General features: G+C 73.8%; 11 protein-coding genes and 1 pseudogene. 11 read left to right on the forward strand and 1 reads right to left on the reverse strand.

Annotation, left to right across the window (positions count from 1 at the left end; translation table 11 throughout):
* Nucleotides 1-119: 119 nt before the first annotated feature.
* Nucleotides 120-248: pseudogene (locus HHX31_RS35890) on the reverse strand (pentapeptide repeat-containing protein); the annotation flags it as partial.
* 483 nt (nucleotides 249-731) lie between these two features.
* Between HHX31_RS35890 and HHX31_RS03280 the strand changes: the two are divergent.
* From HHX31_RS03280 to HHX31_RS03330, 11 genes are all read left to right on the forward strand, one after another.
* Nucleotides 732-2,462 carry a penicillin-binding protein 2 gene (locus tag HHX31_RS03280; RefSeq protein ID WP_211589172.1) on the forward strand — a complete coding sequence of 577 codons (1,731 nt, stop codon included), beginning with the start codon at nucleotides 732-734 and terminating at the stop codon, nucleotides 2,460-2,462.
* A gap of 79 nt (nucleotides 2,463-2,541) precedes the next feature.
* The gene (locus HHX31_RS03285; protein ID WP_169945574.1) at nucleotides 2,542-4,092 is read left to right on the forward strand and encodes a UDP-N-acetylmuramoyl-L-alanyl-D-glutamate--2,6-diaminopimelate ligase; all 1,551 of its coding nucleotides are present in this window, start codon (nucleotides 2,542-2,544) and stop codon (nucleotides 4,090-4,092) included.
* A 63-nt stretch (nucleotides 4,093-4,155) separates the two neighbouring features.
* The gene (gene murF / locus HHX31_RS03290) at nucleotides 4,156-5,523 is read left to right on the forward strand and encodes a UDP-N-acetylmuramoyl-tripeptide--D-alanyl-D-alanine ligase (RefSeq protein ID WP_169944831.1); all 1,368 of its coding nucleotides are present in this window, start codon (nucleotides 4,156-4,158) and stop codon (nucleotides 5,521-5,523) included.
* Nucleotides 5,520-6,596 (forward strand): phospho-N-acetylmuramoyl-pentapeptide-transferase, encoded by a 1,077-nt coding sequence (gene mraY / locus HHX31_RS03295; RefSeq protein WP_169944833.1) that lies wholly within the window; start codon nucleotides 5,520-5,522, stop codon nucleotides 6,594-6,596. The genes murF and mraY overlap by 4 nt, the downstream gene beginning before the upstream one ends.
* The gene (murD, locus tag HHX31_RS03300; protein WP_169944835.1) at nucleotides 6,578-7,954 is read left to right on the forward strand and encodes a UDP-N-acetylmuramoyl-L-alanine--D-glutamate ligase; all 1,377 of its coding nucleotides are present in this window, start codon (nucleotides 6,578-6,580) and stop codon (nucleotides 7,952-7,954) included. Before mraY ends, murD begins: the two co-directional genes overlap by 19 nt.
* A complete protein-coding gene (ftsW, locus tag HHX31_RS03305) occupies nucleotides 7,951-9,411 on the forward strand; it encodes a putative lipid II flippase FtsW (protein ID WP_169944836.1) in 1,461 nt (486 codons plus the stop codon). Before murD ends, ftsW begins: the two co-directional genes overlap by 4 nt.
* Before the next feature lies 1 nt (nucleotide 9,412).
* A complete protein-coding gene (gene murG / locus HHX31_RS03310) occupies nucleotides 9,413-10,492 on the forward strand; it encodes an undecaprenyldiphospho-muramoylpentapeptide beta-N-acetylglucosaminyltransferase (RefSeq protein WP_169944838.1) in 1,080 nt (359 codons plus the stop codon).
* On the forward strand, nucleotides 10,489-11,913 hold the full coding sequence (gene murC / locus HHX31_RS03315) for a UDP-N-acetylmuramate--L-alanine ligase (protein ID WP_169944840.1): 1,425 nt from the start codon (nucleotides 10,489-10,491) through the stop codon (nucleotides 11,911-11,913). Before murG ends, murC begins: the two co-directional genes overlap by 4 nt.
* 34 nt (nucleotides 11,914-11,947) lie before the next feature.
* Nucleotides 11,948-12,619 carry an FtsQ-type POTRA domain-containing protein gene (locus HHX31_RS03320; RefSeq protein ID WP_169944842.1) on the forward strand — a complete coding sequence of 224 codons (672 nt, stop codon included), beginning with the start codon at nucleotides 11,948-11,950 and terminating at the stop codon, nucleotides 12,617-12,619.
* A gap of 248 nt (nucleotides 12,620-12,867) precedes the next feature.
* A complete protein-coding gene (ftsZ, locus tag HHX31_RS03325; protein ID WP_169944844.1) occupies nucleotides 12,868-14,322 on the forward strand; it encodes a cell division protein FtsZ in 1,455 nt (484 codons plus the stop codon).
* Between the two features lie 33 nt (nucleotides 14,323-14,355).
* Entirely contained in the window at nucleotides 14,356-15,054 is a 699-nt protein-coding gene (locus HHX31_RS03330; protein ID WP_169944846.1) for a YggS family pyridoxal phosphate-dependent enzyme, read from the forward strand.
* Nucleotides 15,055-15,136: the final 82 nt, after the last annotated feature.

Raw genomic sequence — 15,136 nt, forward strand, 5'->3', positions numbered from 1 at the left:
CGCCCCGCAAGGACGGTCCGCCGAGACCGGGCCGTCCCGGCCGGTCGTCCGATCCCGGGCTCGACGAGACGCCGGGCGGCCCGGCGCGCCGCGGCCGCGGCGGCGGCGCCCCGGAAGGCGGCGCGAGAAAGGGCGGCCCCGGACAGCGCGGCACCGGACAGAACAGCACCGGGCAGAGCAGCACCGGGCAGGGTGGCACCGGGCAGGGCGGCCCAGGCGGCGGCCCGCGCCGCGCCGGCGCGCAGCACCCCGGCGCGGGTGACGGACGTCCGCGTGACGCCGCCGCGCCAGGCGACGACAAGCGGCCCACGGGCTCGCCGGGAAGACCGGCGAACGGCGCGGGGCAGCCGCGGGCGGGCGCGCCCGTCACTCCTGCAAGGCCCGGCGCTTCAGGACGGCCCGGTGCTTCTGGACGGCCTAGTGCTTCTGGACGGCCTAGTGCTTCTGGAGGGCCCGGTGTTCCCGGGAAGTCCGGAGCCTCCGTGAACGGCGCTTCGGGGAAGGCCGGCGCCCCCGGGAGGGCGGGCGTGGGCCGCCCACGCCCCGGCGGCGCCCCGTCCGGTCCCCGGCGCCCGGGCCCGCAGCCCGCGCCGGGACCACAGCGCACCTCGGGACCACAGCGCGCCTCGGGGCAACAGCGCGCGTCGGGACCCCCCAGACCGCCGGGGCCGTCCAGGCCGTCGGGCCCGCCCAGGCCACCGGGACCCCCGGCTCCGCCGCGGCCGCCCGCCATGCTCCGGCTGGGCAACCCCGCCCGCCGGCTGAGGGCGGCGCTGGTGGTGATGGCGATCGTGCTGTCGCTGTTCGCGGGGCGCCTGGTCCAGCTGCAGGGCTTCGACTCGAAGGTGCTCCAGGCGAAGGCCGCCCAGCAGCGCGTGCAGCCGGAGACGCTGCCGGCGCGCCGCGGCTCGATCACCGACGCACGGGGTCACGACCTCGCCGTGACGGTCGAGGCCAGGGAGGTCTACGTCGACCCCAAGGACGTCGACCCGGCCAAGCGCGACCTGGTCGCCACCACGCTGGCGCGGGAGCTGAACAAGCCCAAGGAGCAGATCGCCGCCGCGCTGGCCAGGACCGAGCAGAGGTACATCCCGCTGGCCCGCGACGTCGAGCCGCCGCGCGCCAAGCGGATCATGGGCTTCGAGCTCAGGGGCGTCGGCGTGAAGGAGACCTACCGCCGTCTCTACCCCGGCAACTCGCTCGCGGCGGGACTGCTCGGCTTCGTCGGCGTCGACGGCAAGGGCCTGGAGGGCCTGGAGAGCGCGTACGACGACATCCTGGCGGGCAAGGACGGCAAGCAGAGCATCGAGCTCGGCGCGAACCGGCAGCGCATCCCCATGACGCGCAGCCAGCGCGAGGCGCCGGTGCCCGGGCGTGACGTGCGCCTGACCATCGACAGGGACATCCAGTGGGCCGCGGAGGAGTCGCTGGCCCGGCAGGTGCGTGCGACGGGGGCGCGCAGCGGCAGCGTGATCGTCATGGACGTGCGGACCGGCCAGATCCTGGCCATGGCGAACGCGCCCCAGGCGAACCTCAACGACTGGCAGTCCGCCCCGGCGGAGGACCGCGCCAACCGGTCGGCGTCGGAGATCTTCGAGCCGGGCAGCACGAACAAGGTCATCACCGCGGCGGCGGCGATGGAGGCCGGCGTGGTCACCCCGGAGACCGCCTTCCGCGTGCCCGACCACATCCAGTGCGCCGACCGGCAGCTCAGGGACTCCCACTCGCACGAGCCCGAAGTGATGACGTTCACCGGAATCCTCGCCGAGTCGAGCAACGTCGGCACGATCATGGTAGCGGACAAGATCTCCAGCCAGCGGCTGTACGACATGTTCCGGGCGTTCGGATTCGGGGCGCGCACCGGGGCGGGGGTCCCGGGTGAGCAGGCGGGCCTGCTGCCGCAGTGGCAGACGTGGTCGGGCAGCCAGCGCTGTACCATCGCCTACGGTCAGGGCGTCTCGGTCACCGCGCTGCAGATGGCCGGCGTCTACCAGACGATCGCCAACGGCGGGGTGCGGGTGACCCCCTCGATCGTGGCGGGCACCACCGACGCGCACGGGGCCTTCGTCCCGAGCCCCGCCGCCAAGAGCACGCGTGTGATCAGCGAGGCGACCGCCCGGCGGATCGCGCTGATGCTGGAGGCCGCGGTGGGCCACGAGGGCACGGGGAAGGAGGCCTCCATCGAGGGTTACCGGGTCGCGGGCAAGACGGGCACCGCCATGCGGTACGACGAGAAGTGCGCGGGATACTGCGGGTACACCGCCACGTTCGTCGGCTTCACCCCGGCGGACCAGCCCCGGCTGATGGCCCTGGCGGTCATCCAGGATCCGAAGAAGGGCCACTACGGCGGCGCCATCGCCGCCCCGGTGTTCAAGGACGTCATGACTTTCGCGTTGAAGAGCAGGAAGATCCCTCCGACCGGCACGAAGGCGCCGGAGATGGTCCTTCGCCCTGCGGAGTGACCGCGAAGTGACGGGAGCCGGAGTGGCCGGGACGAGCGACGGAGCGGGGTACGCTCTCGCCGTGCGTTCCCCGTCGTCCATGCGTCCAGAGGCCGTCCAGGCCCGCCCGCTGTCCGCGCTGGCGTCTCTGCTCGGCACGTCGTCGGCCGTCCCGTCGCCTGGCGCGCGGGCGGTGCGCGGCACGGTCACCGGAATCACCCTCGACTCGCGCCGGGTGCGGCGCGGCGACCTCTACGTGGCCGTGCCGGGCAACCTCAGGCACGGCGCGGAGTTCGCCGCCGACGCGCTGGCGGCGGGCGCGACGGCGATCCTGACCGATCCCGACGGCCGCGACCGCGCCGCCGCCACCGGGCTGCCGGTGCTGGTCGTGCCCGACCCGAGGGCGGTGCTCGGAGAGGTCGCCGCCTGGGTGTACGGCAGGCCGGCGGCCGGCATCATGCTCATCGGCGTCACCGGCACCAGCGGCAAGTCCACCACCTCGTTCCTGCTGGAGGCGGGACTGCGGGCGGCGGGCCACCGCACCGGCCTGGTCGGCGGTGTGGAGATCCGCGCCGGAGACCTGCGGTGCACCCCCGAGCTCACCACCCCGGAGGCGACCGACCTGCAGGGGCTGTTCGCGCTGATGCGCGAGCGGGGGGTGAGCGCCGCGGCCATGGAGGTCTCCAGCCACGCGCTGGCCCTCGGCCGGGTCGACGGCCTCCTCTACGACGTGTCGATCTTCACCAACCTGTCGCAGGACCACCTGGACTTCCACCGCGACCTGGACGACTACTTCGCGGCCAAGGCCCGCCTGTTCACCCCGGAGTTCAGCCGGGCGGGCGTCGTGAACGTCGACGACGCCCACGGGCGCGAGCTGGCCGCGACGGCCAAGATCCCGATCACCACGTTCTCCGCCACCGGGGCGGCGGAGGCCGACTGGCGCGCCGAGGACGTGCGTCTCGGCCCGGGGGGCAGCGGCTTCCGCCTGGTCGGCCCCGGCGGGGTCGAGGCCGAGGTGTCGGTGGCCCTGCCCGGCCCGTTCAACGTGGCCAACACCCTCGGCGCGCTGGTGGCCCTGGTCGAGGCGGGGGTCCCGCTGCAGGCGGCGGTGACCGGCGTCCGCGACTTCTCCGGCGTGCCCGGCCGGATGGAGCGGGTGCCCGGCGCGGAGGACGTGCAGGTGATCGTCGACTACGCGCACAAGCCGGGCGCGGTGGAGTCGGTCCTGCGCTCGCTGCGCGCGGTGCTCGGCGACGGGCCGGGAGGCCGACTGGTGATCGTGCTGGGCTGTGGCGGCGACCGCGACCGCGGCAAGCGCCCGATGATGGGCGAGGCCGCCGTCCGCCTCGCCGACGTGGCCGTGTTCACCAGCGACAACCCGCGTACGGAGGATCCGCTCGCGATCCTCGCCGCGATGCTGGAGGGCGCGTTGCGGGTACCCATCGAAGAGCGGGGCCACGTCGTGGTCGAGCCGGACCGGGCGGCGGCCATCCGCCTGGCGATCGCCGGTGCGGCGCCGGGAGATGTGGTAGTTGTGGCCGGCAAGGGACACGAGCAGGGGCAGTATGTCGGGGGCCGGGTCGTCCCCTTCGACGACCGCGAGGTGGCCGCCGCGGCCGTCGCGGAACGGAGGGGGGCCGCCGGTGCGTGAGCCGATGCGGGGCCGTGCCATGGCGGCCGAGTTAGCGACGCGAAAGAGAGCAGGAAAGAGACCATGATCCCGTTGCCGCTGGCCCGGGTCGCCGAGATCACGTCCGGGGCGCTGAACGCGCTCGCCGACCCCTCGGCCGTCGTCCGGGGACCCGTCGTGATCGACTCACGGGCGGCAGGACCGGGCTCGCTGTTCGTGGCGATCAAGGGAGAGCGGGCCGACGGGCACGACTTCGCCCGGCAGGCCCACGACGCCGGCGCCGTCGCCGTCCTCGCCACCCGGCCCGTCGAGGCGCCTGCCGTGATCGTCGACGATCCGCTCGCGGCCCTGGCCTCGCTGGCCGCCGCCGTGGTGGCGGAGTTGCCCGCCGCGACCGTGGTCGGCGTGACCGGGTCCGCCGGCAAGACCACGACCAAGGACCTGATGGCCGGTCTCACCGCCCGGCTCGGCCCCACCATCGCCCCCGTCGGCTCGTTCAACAACGAGATCGGCCACCCGCTGACCGTGCTGAAGGCCGACGAGGCCACCCGGTTCCTGGTCCTGGAGCTGAGCGCCCGCAACGTCGGCCACATCGCCTACCTCGCGAAGATCGCCCCGCCCCGCGTGGGCGTGGTGCTCAACGTCGGCGCCGCGCACCTCGGCGTGTTCGGCGGCAAGGAGGCGATCGCCCGCGCCAAGGGCGAGCTGGTCGAGGCGCTGCCCGCCGACGGGGTCGCCGTGCTCAACGCCGACGACCCGCTGGTGCGCGCGATGGCCGGTCGTACGCGCGCGCGGGTGACCTACTTCGGGCGCTCGCCGGAGGCGCAGGTGCGGGCGGAGGACGAGACGCTGGACGCGACGGGCCGCGCCTCGTTCACCCTGCGCACGCCGTCCGGCGCGGCGCCGGTGCGGCTGCGCCTGCACGGCGCGCACCTCGTGTCCAACGCGCTCGCCGCGGCGGCGGCGGCCCACGAACTGGGCCTGCCGACGGCGGACATCGCCGAGGAGCTGTCCGCGGCCGAGCCGCGCAGCCGGTGGCGCATGGAGGTCACCGAGCGGCCCGGCGGCGTGACCGTGATCAACGACGCGTACAACGCCAGCCCCGACTCCGTGCGGGCCGCCATCGCCAGCCTCGCGGTCATCGGCGAGGGGCGGCGGCGGTTCGCGGTCATCGCCGCGATGCGCGAGCTGGGCGAGGAGGGAGCGGCGCTGAACGAGGAGTTCGGGCGGCTCGCCGCCGGCGTCGGGCTGGAGGCGCTGGTCGTCGTGGGGGAGGACGCCGAGCCCGTGCTCGCGGGCGCTCCCGGCGCGATCTACGCGCCCGACGTCGCGACGGCGGCCGGGGTGCTGTCCGACCGGCTGGCGCCGGGCGACGTGGTGCTGGTGAAGGGGCCGCGTGCGGCCGGGCTCGAGCGGGTCGCCGAGGCGATCCTCGGAGGTGACGCCCGGTGAGGAACATCCTCATCGCGGGGGCGATCTCGCTGATTCTGTCCATGGTCGGCACGCCGCTGGCCATCCGGCTGTTCGCCCGCAGGGGCTACGGCCAGAACATCCGGGAGGAGGGGCCGTCGGGTCACTACGACAAGAAGGGCACTCCCACGATGGGCGGCACGGTGATCGTCATCGCGTCGCTGATCGGCTACTTCGTCGCCCACGGGGTGACCGTCTTCTCGGATGTCGCCGACCCCCCGACGGCCTCGGGACTGCTGGTGCTCTTCCTGATGACGGGCCTCGGCGCGGTCGGCTTCCTCGACGACTTCATCAAGATCTACAAGCAGCGGAGCCTGGGCCTGCGCAGCGGCGCCAAGGCGGCCGGGCAGCTCGTCATCGGCGCGATCTTCGCGGTGCTCGTCCTGCGGTTCCCCAACGCCTACGCCGTGACCCCCGCGGAGACGCGGGTGTCGTTCCTGCGGGACATCGGGCCGTCGATCGGGCTGATCGGGTTCATGATCTGGGTCGTGTTCTTCATCGTGGGCTTCTCGAACGCGGTGAACCTGACCGACGGCCTCGACGGCCTCGCCTCCGGCGCCACCTGCCTGGTGCTCGCGGCGTACGTGCTGATCGGGAACTGGCAGCTGCGCAACAGCTGCACGACGGTCGGCTTCGGCCCCAACTGCTACTGGGTGCGAGATCCGCTCGACCTGGCGGTGGTCGCGGCGGCGGTCCTAGGGGCCTGTCTGGGCTTCCTGTGGTGGAACGCCCCGCCCGCCAAGATCTTCATGGGTGACACGGGCTCGCTGGCGCTCGGCGGCGTCATCGCCGGCCTGGCCTTCACGACCAGGACCCAGCTCCTGCTCGTCATCCTGGGCGGCCTGTTCGCGATCATCACGATGTCAGTGATCATCCAGGTGGGGTCCTTCAAGCTGACCCGCAAACGGGTCTTCAGGATGGCGCCGCTCCAGCACCACTTCGAGCTGTCCGGCTGGGCCGAGACGACGATCGTGGTGCGGTTCTGGCTGATCGCCGCCCTGTGCGTCGCCGCCGGTCTCGGACTGTTCTACCTCGAATGGATGCCGAAACAGTGAACGTCGTCGTCGCCGGCCTCGGCGTGTCGGGCGCCGCCGCGGCGCGCGCGCTGGCCGCCCGCGGCGAGCGGGTGACCGTGCTGGAGGCCGCGGACGGCGAGCGGCAGCGCGCGACGGCCGCCGAGCTCGCCGCGCTCGGCGTGGAAGTGCGCTTCGGCGAGCCCGTCCTGCCCGCCGGGACCTCGCTCCTGGTCACCTCGCCGGGCTGGCGGCCCACCACCCCGCTGCTCGCCGCCGCCGCGGACGCGGGCGTCGAGGTCATCGGGGAGGTCGAGCTGGCCTGGCGGCTGCGGCGGGAGCCCGCGGCCCCGTGGCTCGCGCTGACCGGCACCAACGGCAAGACCACCGCGGTCCGCATGCTCGCCTCCATGCTGTCCGCCGCCGGGCACAAGACGCTGGCCGTGGGCAACGTCGGCGTCCCCATCGTGGAGGGCGTGGACGGGCCGTACGACGTGCTCGCCGTGGAGCTGTCGAGCTTCCAGCTCCACTGGTCCTCGACCCCGGCCCCGCTCGCGGCGGCCGTGCTCAACGTGGCGCCCGACCACATCGACTGGCACGGCTCGATGGAGGAGTACGCCGCGGCCAAGGCCCGCGTCTTCGCCCACGCGGGGACCGTGGTCTACAACGCCGACGACGCGTGGTCCTCCCGCCTGGCCGAGCCGTACGGCTCTCGGGTGGGCTTCACGCTCGCCGTGCCCAGGCCGGGGCAGCTGGGGGTCGTGGAGGACCTGCTCGTCGACCGGGCCTTCGTGGCCGATCCCGTGACCTCGGCGGAGGAGCTGGCCTGCCTCGCCGACGTGCGGCCGTTCGCGCCGCACAACGTGGCCAACGCGCTCGCGGCGGCCGCCCTGGCCCGCTCGTACGGCGTGCCGCCCGAGGCGGTGCGCCGCGGCCTGCGGGAGTTCACGCCCGACCCGCACAGGATCGAGCACGTGGCGAGGGTCGGCGAGGTCGACTACGTGGACGATTCCAAGGCGACCAACCCGCACGCGGCCGCCGCGTCGCTTGCCGCGTACGAGTCGGTCGTGTGGATCGCGGGCGGTCAGCTCAAGGGCGCCGACGTCGACGACCTCGTACGGCAGGCCGCGCCCAGGCTGCGCGGCGCGGTGCTGCTGGGGGCGGACCGGGATGTGATCCACCGCGCATTGGCGCGACACGCCGCGAATGTCCCCGTCGTGGACGTGCCGGAGCAAGACACTGGGGTCATGGACCGCGTCGTCGCCGAAGCCGCCCGGCTCGCCACTCCGGGCGACACCGTGCTGCTCGCCCCCGCCGGGGCCTCGCTGGACATGTTCGCCGGGTACGGAGCGCGTGGGGAGGCCTTCGCCCGAGCCGTGCGGCGGCTGGCGGCCCGGTGACGGGCCCCGCCGCGACCGGCCCGGCCGGCGCCGCGGCCCCGCGGAAGACCGATCGCCAGAGGGCCGATCGCGCTGAGGCCGACCGCAAAGAGGCCGACCGCAAAGAGGCCGATCGCCGGGGCCCGGAGCCTGTCGGCTGGGCCGCCGCCCAGCTCGCCGCGCTGCGTGAGCTGCTCGGCCGCCCGCTGACGTCCTACCATCTGGTGCTCGGCTGCAGCGCGCTGCTGCTGGCGCTCGGGCTGATGATGGTGCTGTCGGCGTCGAGCATCGAGGCGCTGCAGCGGACCGGCGACCCGTTCTACTGGTTCCTCAAGCAGGTCACGTCCGTGGCGATCGGGCTTCCCCTGATGTGGATCTGCGCCCGGCTGCCGCAGCGGTTCTTCCGCCTGGCCGGCTATCCGCTGATGGGCCTGTCGATCCTCGGCCTGCTGATGGTGATCTTCCTCGGCCAGGAGTTGCTGGGCGCGCAGCGGTGGATCGTCATCGGCCCGTTCTCCGTCCAGCCGTCGGAGCCGGCGAAGCTGGCCCTGGTGCTGTGGGGGGCGGACCTGCTCGCGACGCGGGCGCGGGGCGGCCGCATCGAGTGGCGTCAGCTGCTGATCCCGCTGATGCCGGGCGTGGCCCTGCTGGCCGTCCTGGTCATGCTGGGGCGCGACCTCGGCACGACGCTGGTGCTCATGCTGATCTTCCTGGCGCTGCTGTGGGTGGTCGGCGCGCCGGTGCGGCTGTTCGGCGGGATCCTCGCGCTGCTCGTGCTGGCGACCGCCACTATGATCATCGCCGAGCCGTACCGGCTCGACCGCCTGACCGGCTTCCTGCACCCGTGGGACACGGCGCAGGACGAGGGGTTCCAGTCTGTCCAGGGCCTGATGGCGATCGGGTCGGGCGGCTGGTTCGGCATCGGGCTGGGACAAAGCCGGCAGAAGTGGAACTACGTGCCCCACGCCGAGAGCGACTTCATCTTCTCCATCATCGGCGAGGAGCTCGGGCTGATGGGGACGCTCGTGGTGATCGCGCTGTTCGGCCTGCTCGGCTACGCGGGGCTGCGCATCGCCATGCGGACGAAGGACCCGTTCGTCCGCCTGTCCGCGACCGCCGCCACCGCCTGGGTCTGCGGCCAGGCCGTCGTCAACATCGGCGCGGTCATCGGGGTCTTCCCTGTCACCGGCATCCCGCTGCCCCTGGTGTCGTACGGCGGATCGGCGCTGCTGCCGACGCTGTCGGCGCTCGGCATGCTGCTGTCGTTCGCCAAGCAGGAGCCCGGGGCGGCCGAGGCCCTCGCCGCCCGTGGCCCGGGACCGGCCGCGCGGGCTCTAAGCTGGCTTGGCCTGAACGGCCGCGCCAGGCGGCGGCCCGCGGCCTCGCGGGCGCCCGTCCGGCAGCGGGCGGCACGCAGGGAACCACGCGGCGACATCCGCGACGGCATACGCGAGAACATCCGCGAGAACAGGGAGTGACATGAGGGTGGTCCTCGCCGGCGGCGGGACGGCCGGCCATATCGAGCCGGCGCTCGCGCTGGCCGACGCGCTTCGCCGGATCGACCCGAGGATCGGCATCACCTGCCTCGGCACCGAGCGCGGCCTGGAGACACGCCTGGTGCCCGCCCGGGGCTACGAGCTCGAACTCGTGCCCGCCGTGCCGCTGCCCCGCTCGCTCAGCCCCAAGCTCCTGACCGTGCCAGGCCGTCTCGCCGGGGCCATCGGCAGCGCCGCGGCCATCCTCGACAAGGTCGGCGCGGACGTCCTGGTCGGCTTCGGGGGATACGTCGCCACGCCCGGCTACCTCGGCGCCCGCAGGCGCGGGGTGCCGATCGTGATCCACGAGGCGAACCCGCGGCCCGGCCTGGCCAACCGGCTCGGCGCCCGTCTCACCGAGCACGTCTTCACCGGTCACCCGGAGGCCGCGCTCCCCAACGCCGAGTACATCGGCATCCCGCTGCGCCGCGAGATCAGCATGATGGACCGGCTGTCGATGGGCGACAAGGCGCGGTCGTACTTCGGGCTGGAGTCCGACCGGGTGACGCTGCTCGTGTTCGGCGGCTCGCAGGGCGCCCGCTCCATCAACCAGGCGGCGCTGGAGGCCGCGCCCTACCTGAGGGCCGCCGGAGTCCAGGTGCTGCACGTGATCGGGCCCAAGAACACGGTCGAGGTGGAGCCCCCGCCGGGCGACCCGCAGTACGTGATCCTGCCGTACGTCGACCGGATGGACCTCGCCTACGCCGCCGCCGACCTCGTGCTGTCCCGCGCGGGCGCCATGACCTGCGCGGAGCTCACCGCCGTGGGGCTGCCCGCGGCGTTCGTGCCGCTGCCGCACGGCAACGGCGAGCAGCGCCTCAACGCCGAGCCCATCGCGCGGGCCGGGGGCGGCCTGATCGTCGACGACGCGGAGCTGTCGGCCGCCTGGATCGTCGAGACGCTGCTGCCGATCCTGAACGACCCCGAGCGCGTGGTCGCGATGTCCGAGGCCGCGTCGCGGATGGGCCGCAAGGACGCCGACATGACACTCGCCCGCAAGGTGCTGGAGATCGCTCACCGATGAGTCTCGTCAAGCTCGTGGATCCCGTTCCCGCGGCCGACCTGGGACGGGTGCACTTCATCGGCATCGGTGGCGCCGGCATGTCCGGCATCGCCAGGATCCTGCTCAAGCGGGGCGTGCCGGTGTCGGGCAGCGACGCGCGGCCCTCTGAGCAGCTGACCGAGCTGCGCGAGCTGGGCGCGGTCATCCACGTCGGCCACGCCGCCTCCCACATCAAGGACGTGGACACGGTCGTGGTGTCCACCGCGATCCGCGACTCCAACCCCGAGCTGGGGGAGGCGCTGCGGCAGGACCTGCGGGTGATCCCCCGCGCCGCCGCGCTGGCGTCGGTCATGGCCGGCCGCACCGGCATCGCCGTCGCGGGCACCCACGGCAAGACCACGACCACCTCGATGCTCACGGTCGCGTTGCAGAAATGCGGGCAGGACCCGTCGTACTGCGTCGGCGGGCAGCTCGTGACGACCGGGCTCGGCGCCGACGACGGCGCGGGCGACGTGTTCGTGGCGGAGGCCGACGAGAGCGACGGCTCGTTCCTCATGCTCGCGCCCGGCATCGCCGTGGTCACCAACGTCGAGGCCGACCACCTCGACAACTACGGCGACCCCCAGGCCGTGCACGACAGCTTCGCCCGCTTCGTCGAGCGGATCGGGTCGCTGCTCGTGGTCTGCGCCGACGACCCGGGCGCCGCCGCCCTCGTGCCGATCGCGCGCGAGCGCGGCCTGACCGTCGTGACGTACGGCGAGAGCGAGGGAGCCGACCTGCGCGCGACCGGCGTCGTGCCGCGCGGCTTCGGCGTCGACTTCGCCGTGGAGCTCGGCCCCGGCGCGCCGGGGGGACCCGGACGCGGCGAGGTGCGTCTCGCCGTGCCGGGCAGGCACAACGCGCTCAACGCCACCGCGGTGATCGCCGTGGCCCTTCACCTCGGTCTGCGCTTCGACGATGTCAAGGAAGGGCTGGCCGCGTTCGGCGGGGCCAAGCGGCGGTTCGAGTCGAAGGGCGAGGCCGGGGGCGTGACGGTCTACGACAGCTACGCCCACCACCCGACCGAGCTGACCGCCGACCTGCGCGCCGCCCGCGACGTGGTGTCAGGCGACGGCCGGGTCATCGCGGTCTTCCAGCCGCACCTCTACTCGCGCACGCGCTTCTTCGCCGACGAGTTCGGCGCGGCGCTCGGCCTCGCCGACGAGGTGGTCGTGCTGGACGTGTACGGCGCCCGCGAGGATCCCGAGCCCGGGGTCTCCGGCGCGCTCGTCGCGGGGAAGGTCTCGCTCCCCGCCGGGCAAGTCGTCTACGCGCCCGACCGGCAGGCCGTGCCGGCGCTCGTCGCCGGCCTGGCCCGCGCCGGCGACATCGTGCTCACGATGGGCGCGGGAGACGTGACGGAGCTGGGCCCGAGGATCGTCGCGGAGCTGTCCGCGAGGTGAGCCGGAGCGTGGGGGACCGGAGCGTGGGGGACAGGTGAGGCGGGCGGTCCGGCGTTCGGCCCTCGCCACCCTGCTGACCGGCGGGGTGGTGGGCGTCGCCACGTGGGTCGTGTTCTTCTCGCCCGTACTCGGCGTGCGGGAGGTCGAGGTCACCGGCAACAGCCGCATTCCCGCCGAGCAGGTGCGTCAGGCGGCGGGGGTGCGGACGGGCACGCCGCTCGCCACGGTGGACCTGGCCGCCGTCGAACGTCGGCTCCGGGCCATGGTGACGGTCGAGTCCGCCTCCGTCGACCGCGGCTGGCCGGGGACGTTGCGCGTCAGCGTGGTCGAGCGCGTGCCCGCCGCCGCCGTGCCCCTGGGCGAGACGACGGCGGTGGTCGACCGCTACGGGGTCGTCCTGCAGCAGGTGACGGTGGCGCCGCCCCGGCTGCCGGTGCTGCGGGTCCAGCGGGCGGCCGCGGACGACCCCGCGACCAGGGCCGGGCTCACCGTGCTGCGGGCACTGCCGGAGAGCGTGCTGGAACGGCTGCGGGAGGTGCGCGTCCCCTCGCCCCGGTCGATAACGCTGAAGCTCACGGACGGCCGGACGGTCACCTGGGGTGACGCGGGGCGCTCGGCGCAGAAGGGACGCGTCCTGCTCGCCGCGCTCGCCAAGCCGGGAACCAGCTACGATGTCAGCTCGCCGCAGGTGGTGACGGTCAGGTGAGATTTCTCACGGACCGGGAACGCGTGATCGCAGTCCTTCGCAGGGCGGGGCATCGTGCGAATAGGACAGCCCGCGACACGCCGGACGGCCTTGCGGCGCGGTTAGTTGACCCTGGGGGACGCGCAACCCTACTGTCCGTATCAATCCTCAGGTTGACATAACTCTAAATCTCAACTTGAGGGTGAGAGTTCAGAAGACACGCGGGCCCTGCCCGCATGAAACGCAAACGAGCGGAAAGGCCCCTCGTCGTGGCAGCACCGCAAAACTACCTCGCGGTCATCAAGGTCGTCGGCATCGGCGGCGGCGGAGTGAACGCCGTCAACCGGATGATCGAGGAGGGACTCAAGGGCGTCGAGTTCATCGCCATCAACACTGACGCCCAGGCGCTGCTGATGAGTGACGCCGACGTGAAGCTCGACGTGGGGCGCGAGCTCACCCGGGGCCTCGGCGCGGGCGCCAACCCGGAGGTGGGCCGCAAGGCCGCCGAGGACCACCGCGAGGAGATCGAGGAGGTCCTCAAGGGCGCCGACATGGTCTTCGTGACCGCGGGCGAGGGAGGCGGCACCGGCACCGGTGGCGCGCCGGTCGTGGCCAGCATCGCCCGCTCGCTCGGCGCACTCACGATAGGAGTCGTCACCCGGCCCTTCAGCTTCGAGGGCAAGCGCCGGGCGATGCAGGCCGAGGCCGGCATAGAGACCCTCCGCGAGGAGGTCGACACGCTGATCGTCATTCCGAACGACCGGCTGCTGTCGATCTCCGACCGCCAGGTGAGCGTGCTCGACGCCTTCAAGGCCGCCGACCAGGTGCTGCTGTCCGGTGTGCAGGGCATCACCGACCTCATCACCACGCCCGGTCTGATCAACCTGGACTTCGCCGACGTGAAGTCGGTCATGTCGGGGGCGGGCTCCGCCCTCATGGGCATCGGCCACGCCAGGGGCGACGACCGGTCGGTCGCCGCCGCCGAGATGGCGGTCTCCAGCCCGCTGCTGGAGGCGAGCATCGACGGCGCCCACGGCGTGCTGCTGTCCATCGCGGGCGGCTCCGACCTCGGCCTCTTCGAGATCAACGAGGCGGCGCAGCTCGTCAGCAACGCCGCCGCGGTCGACGCCAACATCATCTTCGGCACGGTCATCGACGACGCGCTCGGCGACGAGGTGCGGGTCACGGTCATCGCGGCCGGCTTCGACGAGCCCGCCCCGGCCAAGCCGGTGGCCGCGCCGCTGTCGCGCCCGCAGCAGTCCGCCCGGCCCGCGCAGCCCGCGCCCGCCGCGCGTCCCGCGCCCGCCCCGGCCAAGCCGGAGCCGCGCGCGGAGACCGCGCAGCCGCCCGTGCGGCCGGCGACCGTGGCGCAGCCCGCTCCCGCCCAGCCCGCGAGCCCGGCGCAGCCGGTGACCCCGCTGCCGGTGAACGCGACGCCGGTGAACGCCGCCCCGCAGCAGGCCCAGCCCGCGAGCCAGCAGGTCGCGCCGCAGACGGCGTCCGCGCCGCAGGCCCAGCAGGCCGACCCGGTCACGCCGTTCCCGCGCGACGCGCAGGCCGACGGCGTACGCGACCAGGGCGCCACCGGGCCGCTGTCGATCCCGCGGCCCGCTCCCGAGCCGCCGACCCCGATCACCTCCAGGGCCTCGCAGCCGGGTCCCCGGCGCCCGGTGGTGTTCGAGGAGCAGGAGGAGGAGCTCGACGTGCCGGACTTCCTCAAGTGACGTCGCCGGCCCGCACCGCCGGGGGCGCGGTCCGTGCGTGACCGGCGCGAGGAACTGGCCGCGGCCCTGGCCGAGGTGGAGCGGCGCGTCGAGGACGCCTGCGCGGCCGCCGGCCGGTCGCGGTCGGAGATCACCCTGATCGCGGTGACCAAGACCTACCCGGCCTCCGACGTACGGCTGCTCGCCGAGCTGGGCGTGTCGAACGTCGGGGAGAACCGCGACCAGGAGGCGGCGGCCAAGGCCGCCGAGTGCGCCGGTCTCGGCCTCACCTGGCACTTCATCGGCCAGTTGCAGACCAACAAGGTGCGTTCCGTCGTCTCCTACGCCCGCATGATCCACTCGGTGGACCGCGCCCGCCTGGTGGACGCGCTGAGCCGCGAGGCCGTGCGCGCGGGGCGCGAGGTTGACTGCCTCATCCAGGTCGGACTGGGTGAGGGGGCGGGACGCGGCGGCGTCGCGCCCGAGGAGGCGCCGGCGCTCGCCGGGCTCCTCGCGAAGGCGGAGGGGCTGCGCCTGCGCGGGGTGATGGCGGTCGCCCCGCTGGGCGAGGACCCGGGCGCGGCGTTCGCCCGGCTGCGGGCCGTCGCCGAGCGGATCCGCGAGGAACATCCCGCCGCGGACGTCATATCGGCCGGAATGAGTGGAGACATCCCTCAGGCTGTGATGAACGGCGCGACACACCTGCGAGTCGGTACGGCGTTGCTCGGCCGCAGAAAGCCCTTCGTCAGGTAATGTCCCCCAAGTGGACCATGGTGTCCGCGCTCAGGCAGAGGTCGATCAGCGGTGAGCTCAAAGGGGGGTACGGCTACCGCCC

The sequence above is a fragment of the Microbispora sp. H11081 genome (assembly GCF_012999535.1).
In the GTDB taxonomy this organism is placed as follows: domain Bacteria; phylum Actinomycetota; class Actinomycetes; order Streptosporangiales; family Streptosporangiaceae; genus Microbispora.

Coding starts and splice junctions, on each gene's coding strand:
- HHX31_RS03280 (WP_211589172.1), top strand. CDS start 732: ATGCTCCGGCTGGGCAACCCCGCCCGCCGGCTGAGGGCGGCGCTGGTG.
- murG (WP_169944838.1), top strand. CDS start 9,413: ATGAGGGTGGTCCTCGCCGGCGGCGGGACGGCCGGCCATATCGAGCCG.
- HHX31_RS03285 (WP_169945574.1), top strand. CDS start 2,542: ATGCGTCCAGAGGCCGTCCAGGCCCGCCCGCTGTCCGCGCTGGCGTCT.
- murF (WP_169944831.1), top strand. CDS start 4,156: ATGATCCCGTTGCCGCTGGCCCGGGTCGCCGAGATCACGTCCGGGGCG.
- murD (WP_169944835.1), top strand. CDS start 6,578: ATGGATGCCGAAACAGTGAACGTCGTCGTCGCCGGCCTCGGCGTGTCG.
- murC (WP_169944840.1), top strand. CDS start 10,489: ATGAGTCTCGTCAAGCTCGTGGATCCCGTTCCCGCGGCCGACCTGGGA.